The 16,201-nt window shown below is 69.9% G+C and carries 8 protein-coding genes; 4 read left to right on the top strand and 4 right to left on the bottom strand.

The genetic code is table 11. The features are described 5' to 3' along the window. Positions 1-107: 107 nt before the first annotated feature. Positions 108-1,430 (bottom strand): exodeoxyribonuclease VII large subunit, encoded by a 1,323-nt coding sequence (xseA, locus tag HNQ52_RS01350; RefSeq protein ID WP_425486459.1) that lies wholly within the window; start codon positions 1,428-1,430, stop codon positions 108-110. 173 nt (positions 1,431-1,603) lie between these two features. Here xseA and HNQ52_RS01345 point away from each other — a divergent pair, with 173 nt between their 5' ends. Together HNQ52_RS01345 and HNQ52_RS01340 are read left to right on the top strand one after the other, a co-directional pair. Beyond that, positions 1,604-1,993 (top strand): MAPEG family protein, encoded by a 390-nt coding sequence (locus HNQ52_RS01345; protein ID WP_183959033.1) that lies wholly within the window; start codon positions 1,604-1,606, stop codon positions 1,991-1,993. 89 nt (positions 1,994-2,082) lie between these two features. Next, positions 2,083-4,449: a response regulator gene (locus HNQ52_RS01340; protein WP_183959031.1), complete on the top strand. Its 2,367-nt coding sequence runs from the start codon at positions 2,083-2,085 to the stop codon at positions 4,447-4,449. A gap of 22 nt (positions 4,450-4,471) precedes the next feature. On the opposite strand, the gene HNQ52_RS01335 is transcribed toward HNQ52_RS01340, so the two are convergent. The 3 genes from HNQ52_RS01335 to HNQ52_RS01325 all read right to left on the bottom strand — a co-directional run bounded on the left by HNQ52_RS01335 (position 4,472) and on the right by HNQ52_RS01325 (position 9,848). Beyond that, entirely contained in the window at positions 4,472-5,863 is a 1,392-nt protein-coding gene (locus HNQ52_RS01335) for a DUF1501 domain-containing protein (RefSeq protein ID WP_183959028.1), read from the bottom strand. A 10-nt stretch (positions 5,864-5,873) separates the two neighbouring features. Then, the gene (locus tag HNQ52_RS01330) at positions 5,874-7,655 is read right to left on the bottom strand and encodes a DUF1800 domain-containing protein (protein ID WP_183959026.1); all 1,782 of its coding nucleotides are present in this window, start codon (positions 7,653-7,655) and stop codon (positions 5,874-5,876) included. Positions 7,656-7,847: 192 nt separating this feature from the next. Then, positions 7,848-9,848 carry a PhoX family protein gene (locus tag HNQ52_RS01325; RefSeq protein WP_221281871.1) on the bottom strand — a complete coding sequence of 667 codons (2,001 nt, stop codon included), beginning with the start codon at positions 9,846-9,848 and terminating at the stop codon, positions 7,848-7,850. Positions 9,849-10,076: 228 nt separating this feature from the next. Between HNQ52_RS01325 and HNQ52_RS01320 the strand changes: the two genes are divergently transcribed. Both HNQ52_RS01320 and HNQ52_RS01315 read left to right on the top strand, forming a co-directional pair. Beyond that, positions 10,077-15,017 carry an NAD-glutamate dehydrogenase gene (locus tag HNQ52_RS01320; RefSeq protein WP_183959024.1) on the top strand — a complete coding sequence of 1,647 codons (4,941 nt, stop codon included), beginning with the start codon at positions 10,077-10,079 and terminating at the stop codon, positions 15,015-15,017. A 413-nt stretch (positions 15,018-15,430) separates the two neighbouring features. After that, the gene (locus tag HNQ52_RS01315; protein ID WP_246387457.1) at positions 15,431-16,201 is read left to right on the top strand and encodes an NAD kinase; all 771 of its coding nucleotides are present in this window, start codon (positions 15,431-15,433) and stop codon (positions 16,199-16,201) included.

Genomic DNA, 16,201 nt, shown 5'->3' with positions numbered 1-16,201 from the left:
GGCGGCGGTACGATGCCGTCCGGACGCGGGCCACCGCAGTGCAGGCGGCGTCGATCGCAGACGCGGGACCGTCGATGGTGCGCGACGGGAGGATGCAGGGCGCGACATCACTCGCTCCGGAGCCAGCGCGTGCCGTCGACGAAACGTGCCTGCACCCGTTGGCCGGGCGACAGTGCATCGGCGTGGCGCAGCACGTTGCCGCGTTCGTCCAGCACGATGGCGTAGCCGCGTTCCAGGGTCGCGAGCGGGCTCACGGCAGTGAGGGCGCGACCCAGTTCCAGCAGCTTCTGCCGGCGCCGTTCGAGCAGGCGCTGCATCGCCGCGCGCTGGCGTTCGCCGGCGCGTGCTGTGCGTTCGCCGAGGGCATGCAGTTGCGGCTGGCGATGCGACAGGCGTACGCCGGCGCGGCGGGTGCGTTCGACGCGACGCTCCAGCTGGCGCACCGCCTCGCGCTGCAGCCGCAGGCGCAGCGCGAGCAGGCGCTCGGCGCCGTGCTGCAGGCGCAATGCCGGGTGTTGCAGGGTCAGGCGCTGCTGCAGCTGGTCGACGCGGAACGCCGCGTGTTCGCGCACGCGCCGCAACGCCAGCGCAAGCTGCTGCCGCCGGCGGGTGAGCAGCGCGCGCAGCGCCGCGGCGTCCGGCGTCAGCAGTTCGGCGGCGGCCGAGGGCGTCGCGGCGCGCAGGTCCGCGGCGAAATCGGCGATCGAGACGTCGATCTCGTGCCCCACGGCCGACACCACCGGCGTCGTGGACGCCACGATCGCGCGCGCCAGCGCCTCGTCGTTGAAGGCGAAGAGGTCTTCGAGCGAGCCGCCGCCGCGGGTGACGAGGAGCACGTCGTAGCGCCCGCTCGCGTCGGCGCGCTGCAGCAGGCGGACGATCTGCGCGGCGGCGCCGTCGCCTTGCACCGGCACCGGCAGCAGCTCGACCTCGAGCAGCGGAAACCGTCGGCGCAGGATGCTGATCACGTCGCGGATCGCCGCGCCGCTGGGCGAGCTCAGGATGCCCAGCCGCCGCACGAAGCGCGGCAGCGGCCGCTTGCGCTCGGCGGCGAACAGTCCTTCGGCCTGCAGGCGGGCCTTCAGCGCCTCGAACGCACGCAGCAGCGCGCCTTCGCCCGCTTCCTCCATGTGCTCGACGATCAGCTGGTAGTCGCCGCGCGCCTCGTACACGGTCAGGCGTGCGCGCAGCAGCACGTGCATGCCGTCGGCAGGGCGGAACTTCAGCCACTGGCTCTTGGGCTTGAACAGCGCGCAGCGCACCTGGGCGCGCGCGTCCTTGAGGGTGAAATAGACGTGTCCGGAGGCCGGACGCGACACGCCGCTCAGTTCGCCCTCCACCCAGATCAACGGGAAGGCACCTTCCAGCATGTCGCGCGCCAGCGCATTGAGCTGCGACGGCGTGAGGACCTGGCGTTCGGCGGGAAGCACGGAAGACATCCGGCGACGATAGCGGAGCCTTGCCACATGCGCGAGTGGCGCCGCCGGGGTTGACAATCTGCATCAACGATGCTCGGCAGGCCGATGATCGAAAAGGACTTTCGGCGCACGTCGCGGATTGCACCGGACGCGTGCACACTGGAGGCCTTCAACGGGAGGGACTCATGGCCATCGAACTCACCATGCTGGCGTGGAGCGCGGCGCTCGGACTTGCGCAGATCATGCTCGCCGCGGCATTCGTCACGCGCGAGCGCGGGCTTGCGTGGAACGCGGGGGCGCGCGACTCGGTGCTGCCGCCGCCGTCCGGGGTTGCCGGGCGGCTCGACCGGGCGTCGCGCAATTTCCTCGAGACGTTTCCGTTCTTCGCCGCGGCCGTGCTCGCGGTGATGGCGGCGGGTGTCGCCGACGAACGCACGGCGTTCGGCGCGCAGCTGTATTTCTGGGCGCGGCTGGTGTACGTGCCGCTATATGCGGCCGGTGTGCCGTACGTGCGCAGCATCGCGTGGGTGGCTTCGATCGCCGGCCTGCTGATGGTGCTCAACCGCCTGTTCTGACCGCGCCGCGCACCGCCGCGCTTGCCGCCGGCGGTGCGCGAGCGGTTAGGATGCGGCTTCGCCGCCGCGGCGCTGCAGAGGATCCGGGCATGAAACACGACGACGCGGCACCGCTGCAGACGCTGGCCTGGCGCAGCGAACTCGAGGCCTGGTGCGAGGCGTTCGAGCCGCAGCTCGATGCCTGGGTGCCGGCAGAGGTGGCCGCGCTGTTCGAGCGGATCGAGTCGCTGGCGTCGCTGGCCGACGTGCTGGCCGCCGGCGAGGCCGCCGACGCCGCGGCCGCGATCGCGGTGTACCTGTGCACGTTCGCCGACGCGGATCTGATCCCCGACGCGCACCAGCGCACGCGCCTGCGCGAGCTGGTCGAGTCGCTCGCGCGCGCGGTGGCGCCGGCACGCGGCAAGGCCGCGCCCGAGCGGCGCGCGCCGTCGCCGCACCTGTTCCGCGTGCTGCACCTGCAGGGCGGCGGACACGACGATGCGCTGGCCGCCGCGCTCGGCCAGCAGCGCGTCGCGGTGTCGCCGATGGCCTCGCTCGACGCCGCGCGCCTGGCGCTGGACAAGGCCCTGCCGGACGCCGTGCTGCTGCCGGCCGACCGCATCGATGCGCTGCAACCGCTGCTCGACGTGGCCGCGCGTCACGGCAGCGCGGTCTCGCACCGCGTGCTGTGGGCCGTGGTGGGCCTGGACGCCGACCTCACCCTGCGCCTGCACGCGCGCCGTGCCGGCGCCGATGTGGTGCTGCCGGAAACCCAGCCCGACCGCGCCGCCGCGCTGCTGATCGCCGCCCTGCTGCGGCGGCGCGAAAGCGCCTACCGCGTGCTCGTGGTCGAGGACGACCGCGGCCAGGCGATGTTCTGCGAATCGCTGCTGCGCCACCAGGGCTTCGAGGTCGACATCGCGTCCGATGCGCAGACCGCGCAGACGCTGCTGCGCCAGCGCACGCCGGACCTGATCCTGCTCGACATCCAGTTGCCGGATCTCGACGGGATCCAGCTTGCGCAGCGCATCCGCGAGCAGGCAAGTCTGGCGCACGTGCCGATCGTGTTCCTCACCGGCGAGGACGATCTGGACCGCCGCGCCGAGGCGATGGCCGCCGGCGGCGACGACTTCCTCGCCAAGCCGGTCCGGCCGCGGCACCTGATCGCGCACGTCAACAGCCGCATCGACCGCGCCCGGCAGCTGGCGCAACCGGCGCGTGCCGCGAGCGTGGACGAGGACTTGTCCTCGCGCGTGGACCGGGTGCGTTTCGTCGAGGCGATCGAACGCGTGCGGCGTCTGCCGGGCACGTGCGCGGCGGTGGCGGTGGTCGCGATGGACCAGGTCAATGCGACCGCGGCGCGGCTGGGGTTCGTGCGTACCGGCGACCTCGCGCTGCAGATCGGCCTTGCGGTCGCGGCGGACTATGGCGGCGAAGGCCACAGCTGCAGTCTCGGCGAGTTCTCCCATCTGGTGCTGCTGCACGCGGCCAGCGAGCAGGGCCTGCGCAACGAGGCGGCGCAGCTGCGTCAGCGCCTGGCGGCGCGCGGCTGGTTGTCGACGAGCGTGCCGCTCAAGGTCGGCTTCAGCGTCGGCATGGCGCGCTACGACGGCTGCGGCGCCGATCCGGACAGCGTCATCGCGGCCGCGATCGAGGCGGTGGACGGTGCGCGCGCGCGCGAGGACCGGCTTGCGCTGCGCGATCTGGGCGCGGACGTGCGCGACACCGCCGATCCGCTGCGCCGCATCGTCGCCGCCATGCTGTCGCAGCCGCTCACGCCGAGCGTGGGCGAGCTGCATTTCCGCCCGCTGATGCCGGTGCGCGGCACGCGCGAGGGGCAGTTCCTCGCCCGTCTGATGTTGCGTCCGCCCGGCGCGCGCACGGCGCCGCCGGTGGCGCCGGACGTGCACGGCGAGATCGCCTCGTCGCTCGGCGTGAGCGCCACGCTCGACCGCTTCGCGCTGCGCCTGCTGCGCCACTACGCAAGTTCGGCGGCGGTGGCCTCGCGCGGCTGGCGGGTGCTGCTGCAGGTGTCGGACGCCACGCTCGAAGATCCGATGTTCACGCACTGGCTGCGCAGCGACGGCCCGGCGCCGGAACAGCTGCTGTTGCTGGTGCCGGCGGCGAAGCTGCTCGCGGGCTCGGCCGCGATCGCCGCGCTCGAGCGCGCGTCGCAGACGAGCGGCTGGATGCTGCGCCTGTCGGACCCCGCGCAGTTCGACGCGGCGTTCCTGCGGCTGGGCAATCCGGTCGGCGTGATGATCGACGCGCCCGATGCCGCCGCGCTGGCCGCGCACTGGGGCGGCGTGACGCGCGCGGTGCGCGAGCACGGCAAGTTCCTTGTGGTGGCGGGCGTGGACCAGGTGCGCGATCTGGGCCCGCTGTTTGCGCACGACGTGGACTACGCGCTCGGCGACAGCGTCGGCGACTGGCAGCCGACCCCGGCGTTCGAGGCCACCGAACCGCGCGAGCAGTGAGCGTGCGGGCCGTGAGCGCGGCTCAGCCGGACTGGAAGAGGGCGGTGGCGCCGGCGTCGTAGGCAAAGCCCGGGAACACCTGCGACACGCGGTTGGTCGCAAGCCCCATGCGCTTGACCAGCGCCTCGGACAGCACCTGGCGGAAGTCGGTGGTGACGTCCAGATCCTGACCTTCGACCAGCGACAGATCGTCCAGGCCCGGGAACGTGCCGTGCAACTGCCCGCCGTTCACCCGGTTGCCGAGCGCCATCATGATGTTGCCGTAGCCGTGGTCGGTGCCGCCGGACTGATTGGGTGCGAAACGCCGGCCGAACTCGCTCTGGATTACCACCGTCACGCGGTTCATCAGGCCGGAGACGGCGTTCAGATCGGTGTAGAACGCATCGAGCGCGCGGCCCAGGCCTTCGGTGAGGTTGCCGAACCAGTCGTAGTGGTTCGCCACGCCCGGGTTCGGCATGCCCTGGCCTTCGTGCGTGTCCCAGAAGCCGTAGTCGACCGCCGCCGCCACCACGCCCGTGTCGAGCTTGATGAGCTGGGCGAGGTTGCGGAGTTGCGTGCCCAGTTCGTCCGTCGGGTACACCGCGCCCCCGCCTGGCGCATAGCCGTCGTCGTTGTTGCCGGCGGCATACAGGCCGAAGTCGATGCCGCGCATGTATTCGAGTGCCTCGGTGGCGGTGCGGCCGGCGGTCTCCAGCGTGGAATCGCCCTGCCACAGCGGAAACAGCCGGGTGTAGGCGCCCTGGTGGCCGGACAGATCGGTGTTGGACTCGTTCCAGCCCCAGTGGAAACCGTCGACGCGGAAACTCTGCGCATTGGCAAGGCTTACCGCCGAATCGAGGCCGATGAGGCTGGTCTGCAGGTTGCCGGAGAAGCCCATCGCCGGCGCGATCAGCGGGTTCGGCAGTCCGGTGGCGGCAGTGAGGTAGCGCGCGAGCCAGCCGCTGCTGCTGCCGGTGGAGCCGGGCGTGCCCATTTCCATCATCGCCTGCGATTCGAAATGGCTGCGGTTCGGCGTGGGCATGCCGGTGGCGTGCACGATGCCCAGACGGTTGGCGTCGTAGAGCTTCTGCAGCCACTTCGGTGCGGTGCCGACGCCGTCGCCGGTGCCGCCACCAGCGCGCGGGTGCCAGGCCCACGGCGAGGTGCCGATGCGGCGCAGGCGCTCGGTCGGAATCGCGAGGTTCGCCGGCCCGCGCTTGACCTCGTAGGCAGTCCGTTCGGCACCCGAGTACGGCACGACCAGGTGCAGGCCGTCGATCGCGCCGCGCAGGAACAGGGACACGATGACGTTGTTGCCCGCCGCCTTGCCGCCGGTGGTCACGAACGGATCGAAGAAGGCGAAGGCGCGTCCGCAGCCGGCGCCGAGCCCGGCGGCGGCGCAGCCCTTGAGGAAGTCGCGACGATTGCGGTCCATGGCGCGCACCTCAGCGGTGGAAGAATTCGGGCAGCATCAGCAGCAGCGCCACCGTCGCGCGCAGGCGGGCGATGGTGTAGTGGCGGCTGAGGTTGTTGCCGTTCCAGCGGCCCTGGTGCTGCGGCACGCCGGCATTGGTGTCGTCCTCGTCGAGATCGAGGGTGGCCGTGGCGGCGGCGTTCTGGCGCAGGAAATCGACCAGTTGCTGGCGGCGACCGGCGTCGATCGGATAGCCGTACACGCGCCCGATCCAGAAATCGACGATGGCCGCGGCGCTGCGGTTGCCGGCGGTGAGCGAGGCCTTGGTGACCTGCTCCACGTGCAGGAAAAACGGCGTGTCGCCGCTGCCGGTGTCGCGCATTTCCAGCAGGCGCGAGACGAAGCGCCAGGTCTGCGAGAGCGGGCTCACGCTCTGCCATTTCTGCATCGTGTCGGGAAAACCGTCGGGCGTGGGCCAGCGGAACGGGCCGTTGCCGGTGGCGGACACGCGGTCGTTGAAGTCGACGTACGCGTCCCAGCCCGAGGCCGGCCGCAGCCGGGGGGTGAATTCGGCGGACGTGGCGCGCATCGCGTGCATCAGCGCCTCCCACGGGCGCTTGACCTTTTCGCCCCATGTGCTCATGAACGCGTCGGAGGTCAGGATGATCCGCATCACGCGCGCGATCTGATCGTCGCTCTGCCAGTGCGCCTGCCATTCCTCCGCGGCCTCGTCGATCAATGCCTGCGGCGGCGTGTCGCCGATGAAGCGCCGGCACAGCTTGGTGCACAGGTGCCGTGCGGTGAGGCGATGCGCGGCGAGCAGGTCGAACACCTGCTTGCCGTCGACTTCGGCCGGCCGGTTCGCGGCGAAGAACTTGTGCAGGAAGTATTTCGACGCCGGGTCGTGCCAGCCGGCGTAGTACATGTACTCGCCGGTGTCGTATTCCGGACCGTCGGGAAATTCCCAGTGCGCGTCGCGCATGGTCCAGCCGGTGAGGGCGCGCGCGGCTTCGTAGACATCGTTGTCGCAGTAGCCGTCGGCGACGCCGTTTTCGCCCGGCGGCACCACCTCGGGGTCGTTGCCGGGGTAGTAATTCTCCGCGCCGAGCGTGTGCAGCTCGCACAGTTCGCGCGCGAAGTTCTCGTTGTAGCCGGCGCGCTTGCTGGACTTGTTGTCCAGGTACATCAGCATGGCGGGCGCCTTGGCCACCTGTTCGAGCAGGGCGCGGAAGTTGCCGAGCGCGTAGCGTTTGCCGCCGGGGCCGATGCCGCGCATCACGTCGCGATCGTAGTGCGCGAACACGGGCGCGATGTTGAACTCCCAGCCCATCACGTTGAAGTGCGAATGCCAGAAATCGACCATCAGCTCGTACAGCTGCCGCTCGCTGTAGAGGGCGCGGATCAGCTTCACGCAGTAGGCGGTTTCGGTGGGGTGGTAGCGCTGCGGCCAGTCGGTGGAATCGCCGCGCACGTATTCGGCCCACAGCTGGGGGACGGTCATCGACAGTGGTGCGTAGGCCGCCGCCGCGACGCGGTTGTCGCAGGCAGTGTCGGGAATCGCGTCCGGGTCGATCTGGCGCTCGACCCAGGCCTCGAGGCGGTCGCTGTCGGTGGCACCCAGCGCGTCGAACGCGGCCACATCGCCGGGCCGCGGGCCGTACGCGGCCTTGTTGACTACCTTGACGGCCAGCGGCGGGCCGTCGCCGCCGGGCGGGGTGACGCTGTCCGATTCGAAGGTGTCGCGGAAAATCAGCGGTCCGGGCGCAGCGCCCTTGGCCGCGGCGGCGTCGACCGCCGCAACGGAAGTGATCATGGCCCCGCCCCGAATTGCAACCAATTGTGACGTTACGCGGGACGTCGCGCCAAATATGTGACGAACGTCACATTCTCTCGGCATCCCCATCGCGCTCACGTCGGCAAACGCCGGGCGCGACCCGACGGGATTCCTGCCCCCCGGCCGGCCCGCGCGTCCCTGCGCGGGCCGGAAGATCCTTGTACCGTCGGTTCAGGTGCCGATGATGCCGCCGTCGTGCTTCGTGACGATGACCGTCGACGACCGCGGACGCGCGTCGCCGCCGTCCGGCCAGCTGCCGGTCGGATGCTGGATGTTGACGAACAGCGTGCGCAGGTCGGGTGTGCTGCAGATGCCGGTGACTTCGCAACCGACCGGTCCGACAAGGAAGCGGCGGATGTCGCCGGTCACCGGATCCGCGGCCAGCATCTGGTTGTTGCCGAACGGGCCTTCGCCGAGCTGGCTGCCGCTCATGTCGGTCTGGATCCACAGCAGGCCGCCCTGGTCGAACCACAGGCCGTCGGGACTCGCGTGCAGGTTGTCGGCGTCGAGCGGGCGCTCGTCGGCCGTGCCGGGCAGCACCACGCCGGCCCCCTCGGCGCCGGACAGCACGTAGATGTCCCATGCGAAGCGCAACGCCTCGTGGCGGTCGCCGTCCTCGCGCCAGCGGATGATGTGGCCGAACGGGTTCGGACCGCGCGGATTGGCGGCGTCGACGCCCTCGGCGACGCGTGCGCTGTTGTTGGTGAGGGTGAAATAGACCATGCCGGTGAGCGGGTCGACGGCACCCCATTCGGGGCGGTCCATCTTCGTGGCGCCGACCACGTCGGCGGCGAGGCGGGTGTTGACCAGCACGTCGGCCTGGTCGGCGAACTCGACCCCGGCCGCCGCGGCGGCCGCCTGGAATGCGGGATCGGCGATGTCCAGCGCGAGCCACTGCCCGGTGCCGTCGTCGTCGAAACGCGCGACGTAGAGCGTGCCGACATCGAGCGCATCGGGCGCCGGGCGCAGCAGCGGGGTCAGCACGTAGGCGCGCTTCGACACGAACTTGTAGATGTATTCGTTGTTCGCGTCGTCGCCCGAGTACACCACGACGGGTGCCGAGACGCGCGCCGGCGGGAAGATCGCGCCCTCGTGGCCGAAGCGGCCGAGCGCGGTGCGCTTGACCGGGATCGCGGCCGGCGCGTACGGGTCGATTTCCACCATCCAGCCGAAGGTGTTGGGGTTGTTGCGGTAGTCGCCGGTGGCGTCGTCGGCCTTGGTGGTGGCGTCGAAGCGCGGTTCGGCGGAGTCCCAGCGGTAGTTGCTGTTGACCGTCGGCACGCCGTAGCGGGCCTGCTCGCGCGGGCGCTCGGCATCGCGGTTGACGAAGTAGCCGGCCCAGTTTTCCTCGGTGGTGAGGTAGGTGCCCCACGGCGTGCGGCCGCTGCCGCAGTTGTTGACGGTGCCGAGCGTGGCCGTGCCGTCCGGGCTGTAGGCGGTCTTGACCAGCGCATGGCCGCGCACCGGGCCCGACAGTTCCATCGGCGTCGCGGCGGTGATGCGGCGGTTGCGCTTGCTGTCGACCTGTTCCCAGACCCCGTCGTCGGTTTCGCGCACCTCGACGATGCTGACGCCGTGGGCGGCGATTTCCTTGGCGATCTGCTCGGGCGTGCGGCTGCCGTCCTCGGCCAGCGAGCCTGCGGGATGCAGCACGGGCGCATCGATGTATTCGTGGTTCATCGCGATCAGCGCGCGCTGGCGCTCGCCCGTCTGCGCGCGCAGCGGGAAGTAGTGGATGCCGTCGTGGTGCGCGCCGATCTGCTGCGCCTGTTCCTGTGCGGTGTTGAGGCCGGCGTCGAGGTAGGCCGGGCCGTCGGAGAACAGCGGCTCGCCCCACGCAAGGAACGTGCGTGCGCTGTAGCCCGGCGGCACGCTGACGGTGTCCAGGCGATTGACCGCGATCGCCTGGAACGCCGGCCGCGCGCCGATGTTGCGCGGAATGGCCTTGTGGCCTGCGGCCACGCCGTACTCCGCATCCCAGCCCAGGCTCATTGCCTGCGCCAGTGGCGTTGCCACAAGGCCCGCAGCGGCGAGCGACGCGCCACCGCGCAGCAGGCGACGACGGCTCATGTGGACCGCCAGCACGTCGGCGAAGCTGCGGTTGTCCGAGCGGTTGCTGTCCTCGGCCTCGTGCAGCGAGGACAGGGTGGGCATCGGGGGTGGCTTGGTCATGTGGCTGGCTCCGGTGGCGGAAAGAAGGCAATGGATGCGTGCGCGAGCCCGCCCATCGTGGGCGTGGCCGGCGACACATTTGCGGCATACGTCTTTCCGTTGCGTGACAGCGCATCGCGTCGCACGCTGAACCCCGAGTGACCTCGAAATGCCTCTTGTGCGTTGCGGCTGGCTTGCACCGCGTGCGGCTGGCAAAATTTGCGGCTACCTTTTCCGCATCGACAGGCCATGAGCGCCCAACCGGCACCCGTTTCGACCCTGCACGACGTCACCCTCGACCCCATCCTCGCCGCCCTGCAGCGCACCGTTCCGGCGCCGCGCCTGAAGGAGGCGACGCTGTTCGCGCAGGCGTTCTACGGCCGCATGTCGCCCGAGGAGTACGCGCTGCGCGGGCCCGACGACTGGGCGGCGCTCGCGCGCGGCTTCATGGATTTCGTGCGCGAGCGACGCCTCGGCACCGTGGCGATCCGCATCTTCAACCCCACGCGCGCCGAGCACGGCTGGGAATCGCCGCACACGGTGATCCAGATCGCCAACGACGACATGCCCTTCCTCGTGGACACCGTGAGCATGGTGCTGGCGCAGCACGAAGCCGGCATCCACGTGCTCGGCCATCCGGTGCTGCGCTTCCGCCGCGATCCGGGCGGCAACGTGCTCGCCCTCGGCGACGGCCAGCTCGAATCGCTCATGCACATCGAGATCGACCGCCAGACCGAAGGCGACGCACTGGCCCGGATCGAAACCGACATCCTTGCCGCGCTCGACGACGTGCGCGCCTGCGTGCAGGACTGGGACGCGATGCGCGCGAAGCTGTGCGCCATCGCCGACGAGCTTCCGTCGCGCGCGATGCCCGTGGCCGACGCGGTGCGCGACGAGGCACATGCGTTCCTGCGCTGGGCCGCGGACAACCACTTCACGTTCCTCGGCTACCGCGAGTACTCGGTCGACGAGATCGACGGCGAGCCGACGCTGCATTCGGTGGCCGGCACCGGCCTTGGCCTGCTGCGCAGCGAACAGCGCGCCGGCAAGCCGCGCCCGCTGCGCGCGCTGGCCGCGCAATCGTTCGTCGACGGTGCGCCGGTCGAGCCGCTGATCCTCACCAAGACCAACGCCCGCTCCACCGTGCACCGCCCGGGCTACATGGACTACATCGGCATCCTGCGCTTCGATGCCGCCGGCAAGCCGGTCGGCGAACAGCGCTTCGTCGGGCTGTACACCTCCAGCGCCTACAACCGCCGGCCGTGGGACATTCCCATCGTGCGCCAGCGCCACGAATACGTGATGCGCGCGTCCGGCCTTGCGCCCGACAGCCACAGCGGCAAGGCGCTGCGCCACATCCTGGAAACGCTGCCGCGCGACGAGCTGTTCCAGTCCAGCAACGAAGAGCTGTTCGCCAACGCGATGGGCATCCTCGGCCTGCAGGAGCGCATCCGCGCGCGCATCTTCCTGCGTCGCGACCGCTACGGCCGGTTCTATTCGGCGCTGGTCTACATTCCGCGCGACCGCTTCAATACCGAAGCGCGCAAGCGCGTCGAGCATCTGCTGATGGACGCGCTCAACGGCCAGCGCATCGACACCACCATCCAGGTCGGCGAATCGCCGCTGGCGCAGCTGCACATGATCGTGCGGCCGAAGGCCGGCGGCGCCGAGATCGACACCGCGCATCTGGAAACGCGTCTCGCGCAGATCGTGCGCAACTGGTACGACGAACTGCGCGAGCAGCTGGTGGCGCGCAACGGCGAGGAGAAGGGCCTCAAGCTCGCCGGCCGATACGGCCGTGCACTGCCGGCCGGCTACATCGAGGAAGTGTCGCCGGAAGTGGCCGCGGGCGACGTGGAACGCGCCGCCGCGCTGCGCGGTGCGGACGATCTGCGCGTGAACCTGTACCGCCGCCGCCGCGACGACGGCAGCACGCCGCTGCGCTTCAAGCTCTACCGCGCCGGGCGCGACATCGCGCTGTCCGAAGCGCTGCCGATGATGGAGAACATGGGCCTGCGTGTGCTCACCGAGCATCCGTACACGATGCACGTGGGCGAGGGCAGCATCCACATCCAGGATTTCGAGGTCGAGCCGGTGCGCGGCGATGTGGATGTCGACGCGGTGCGCGAATCGTTCGAAACCGCGTTCGAGCGCATCTGGCGCGGCCAGGCCGAAAGCGACGGCTTCAATCGCCTGATTCTCGCCGCCGGTCTCGACTGGCGCCAGGTCACCATGCTGCGCGCGTACTGCAAGTTCCTGCTGCAGACCGGCGTGCCGTTCTCGCAGGCCTACATGGAAGAGACGCTCGCGCGCTATCCGCTGCTCGCGCGCCTGCTCGTGGAACTGTTCGAGGCACGCTTCGATCCGGACACCGGCAGCGAAAGCGCCGAGCAGATCGCCTCCGGCGCCGAGCACTTCGCGCAGCAGCTGCACCTGCTCGCCGGCGACGACGCCGCCACGCGCAAGTCGCTCGACTACGTGATCCGCGCGCGCAGCGGCGATCGCCAGACCCAGATGGTCGCCGCCGAGAAGACGCTGATCGCGCTGCTCGACCGCGTCGAGAGCCTCGACGAGGACCGCATCCTGCGCGCGTTCGCAACGCTCATCGGCGCCACGTTGCGGACCAACTTCTACCAGACCTTCGACGGCAGGCACCGCGAGTACATCTGCTTCAAGTTCGACCCGGCGCAGATCCCGGATCTGCCGAAGCCGCGCCCGTACCGCGAGATCTTCGTCTACGCACCGCGCGTGGAAGGCGTGCATCTGCGCTTCGGCCCGGTGGCGCGCGGCGGCCTGCGCTGGTCCGATCGGCGCGAGGATTTCCGCACCGAAGTGCTGGGCCTGGTCAAGGCGCAGATGGTGAAGAACACCGTCATCGTGCCGGTCGGCGCGAAGGGCGGCTTCTTCGTCAAGCGGCCGCCGGCAGGTGGCGATCGCGACGCGATCCTCGCCGAGGGCATCGCCTGCTACCGGCTCTTCATCAACGGCCTGCTCGACATCACCGACAACCTGGTCGAAGGCGCCGTGGCGCATCCGGCCGGCGTGGTGCGGCACGATGCCGACGATCCGTATCTCGTCGTCGCCGCCGACAAGGGCACGGCCACGTTCTCCGACATCGCCAACGCAATCTCCAACGAGCACGGCTTCTGGCTCGGCGACGCGTTCGCGTCGGGCGGCTCGGTCGGCTACGACCACAAGGGCATGGGCATCACGGCCAAGGGCGGCTGGGAATCGGTCAAGCGTCACTTCCGCGCGCTGGGCCGCGATTGCCAGACCGAGGACTTCACTTGCGTCGGCATCGGCGACATGAGTGGCGACGTGTTCGGCAACGGCATGCTGCTGTCGAAGCACATCAAGCTCGTCGCCGCGTTCGACCACCGCCACATCTTCCTCGATCCGAACCCCGACGCGGCGCGGTCGTTCGCCGAACGCGAGCGCATGTTCAAGCTGCCGCGCTCGAGCTGGGCCGACTACGACGCCAACCTGATCTCGAAGGGCGGCGGGCTGTTTCCGCGCAACCTCAAGACCATCCAGATCACGCCCGAAGTGCGTGCCGTGCTCGGCATCGCCGGCGACGTGACGCAGATGACGCCGAACGAACTGCTGTCGGCCATCCTCAAGGCGCCGGTCGACCTGCTGTGGAACGGCGGCATCGGCACCTACGTCAAGGCCTCGAGCGAATCCCATGCCGACGTCGGCGACCGCGCCAACAACGGGCTGCGCGTCGACGGCCGCGACCTGCGCTGCCGCGTGGTGGGCGAGGGCGGCAACCTCGGCCTCACCCAGCGCGGGCGCATCGAGGCCGCGCTCAACGGCGTACTGCTCAACACCGACTTCATCGACAACTCGGCCGGCGTCGACACCTCGGACCACGAGGTCAACATCAAGATCCTGCTCAACGACGCCGTCGCACGCGGCGAGCTGAGCGTCGAGGACCGCAACGCGCTGCTCGCGAGCATGACGGCCGAGGTCGAGCAGCTGGTGCTGTTCGACAACTACCGCCAGAACCAGGCACTGTCCGTGATGGAGCGCATGAGCGTCTCGCGCCTGGGCTCCAAGCAGCACTTCATCCGCACGCTGGAGGCGCAGGGCCTGCTCGACCGGCAGATCGAATTCCTGCCCTCCGACGCCGAGATCGCCGACCGCAAGGCGCGCGGCCTCGGCCTGACGCGGCCGGAGCTGTCGATTCTGCTGTCGTACGCGAAGATCGTGGTATTCAACCAGCTGCTCGATTCGGACGTGCCGGAAGACCCCTACCTCTCGGCCGAACTGCAGCGCTACTTTCCGGAACCGCTGCACGCGCCGTACGCCGAACACATGCAGCGCCACCGCCTCAAGCGCGAGATCATCGCCACCGCGGTGACCAACTCGATGGTCAACCGCATGGGCTCGACGTTTGCGCTGCGCATGCAGGAAGACACCGGCGAAACCGCCGCGCAGGTGGCGAAGGCCTACACCATCGCGCGGGTTGCGATCGATGCGCGCGAGCTGTGGAACGGCATCGACGCGCTTGACGGCACGGCGCCCGAGAGTGCCCAGCTCGATGCGCTGTCGCTGATCTGGAACCAGCTGCGCGGCATGAGCCGCTGGCTGCTGAACCTGCCGGGCGAGCGCCTGGACATCGCGCGCTCCGTAGCGCGGTACCAGCCGGGGTACGAGACGCTGCGCAACGGCCTTGCGACCGTGCTGTCCGATGCCGACCGCGTGCAGTATGCCGAGGACCGCGGCCGCTGGATGGACCTCAATTTCCCGCAGGCGCAGGCCGAGCAGCTGGCCGGCCTGCCGTTCCTGATGTCGGCGCTCGACATGATCGAAGTGGCGCTGACACACGACTTCGACGTGAAGGACGTGGCGCAGGTGTATTTCGGCCTCGGTCAGCAGCTGCATCTGAAGTGGCTGCTGGAGAAGATCGACGAACTGGCCGTCGAAGGCCGCTGGCATGCGCACGCGCGCGGGGTGCTGCGCGACGAGCTGCAGACCCAGCAGAGCGCGCTGGTGGCGCAGGTGCTCAAGTCCGGCAGCGGCTCGCCGGCCGAACGCGTGGCGCAGTGGCTGCAGCGCGACGATGCGGGGCTGCGCTTTACCCAGGCGATGATCGGCGACATGCGCAACCAGATGACGATGGATTACCCGACGGTGTCGGTGGCGGTGCGACGAATCGCGCAGCTGGTGGCGGCGGGGCAGCGGTAAGTCCGGATATACGGCGGGCGCGGGTGGCCCGACTTGTATCTCGTGGCGGAGGAAGGGTGTTGCCCCCTTCCGCCTGCCGGCACCTTCCCCCGCTGCGCGGGAGAAGGATTCCTCCGATGCAGCGGCTCGTGCTCGGTGCCGACGATGCAGCGGCTCGTGCTCGGTGCCGACATCCTAAGTCCATCGTCCCTGCTTGTCGCGCCTCGGCGGCTGGCTCTGTCATCGGCCCCAAACACCGACACGTTGGCCTTTCCCCTCTCCCGCGCAGCGGGGGAGGGTGCCGAAGGCGGGAGGGGGCGCTCTTCGTGCACGCGTCGCCCCGTCCGACACCAGCCTCGCCCGGCTTCCCGTTCGCCACGGCAACGCATTCGCGGTGCGATATGCTCACGTTTCGTCCGTCGGGATCCGAGCCGTTGACCTCATCGCCCCGCATCGCCTTCGTCGCCAGCAAGACACCCGAAGCGCTGGAAAGCCTCGCTGCGCTCCAGCGGCAGTTCGGCGAGCTCGCGCCGCAGGACGCCGACATCATCGTCGCGCTCGGCGGCGACGGCTTCATGCTGCAGACGCTGCACCGGCACATGGCGCTCGGCAAGCCGGTGTACGGGATGAAGGCCGGCACGGTCGGCTTCCTGATGAACCAGTTCCGCACCGACGGCCTGCTCGAACGCCTCGCCTCGGCGCATGCGAGCGTGCTCAAGCCGCTGGAAATGATCGCCACGTCCGAGGCCGGCAGCAGCGTCAGCGCGCTCGCGTTCAACGAGGTGTCGCTGCTGCGCCAGACCAAGCAGGCCGCGAAGATCCGCGTGTCGCTCAACGGCGCGGTGCGTCTGGACGAGCTGGTCTGCGACGGCGTGCTGGTCTCGACGCCGGCCGGCAGCACCGCCTACAACCTCTCGGCGCACGGTCCGATCCTGCCGCTGGACAGCGACGTGCTGGCGATGACGCCGATCAGCCCGTTCCGCCCGCGGCGCTGGCGCGGCGCGATCCTGCGCGCGGCCACGGAGGTGAAGCTCGAGATCCTCGACCACTACAAGCGTCCGGTCAGCGCCACCGCCGATTCGACCGAAGTGCGCGACGTGGTGGAGGTGACCCTCCGCGAGTCGCGCGACCGCACCGTCACGCTGCTGTTCGATGCCGAACACAACCTCGAAGAGCGCATTCTCACCGAACAGTTCGCGTACTGA

It is taken from the genome of Chiayiivirga flava (assembly GCF_014202825.1).
Taxonomy (GTDB): domain Bacteria; phylum Pseudomonadota; class Gammaproteobacteria; order Xanthomonadales; family Xanthomonadaceae; genus Chiayiivirga; species Chiayiivirga flava.
The sequence above is the reverse complement of the archived record's forward strand: the minus strand, read 5'-3'. Positions and strand labels throughout refer to the sequence as shown.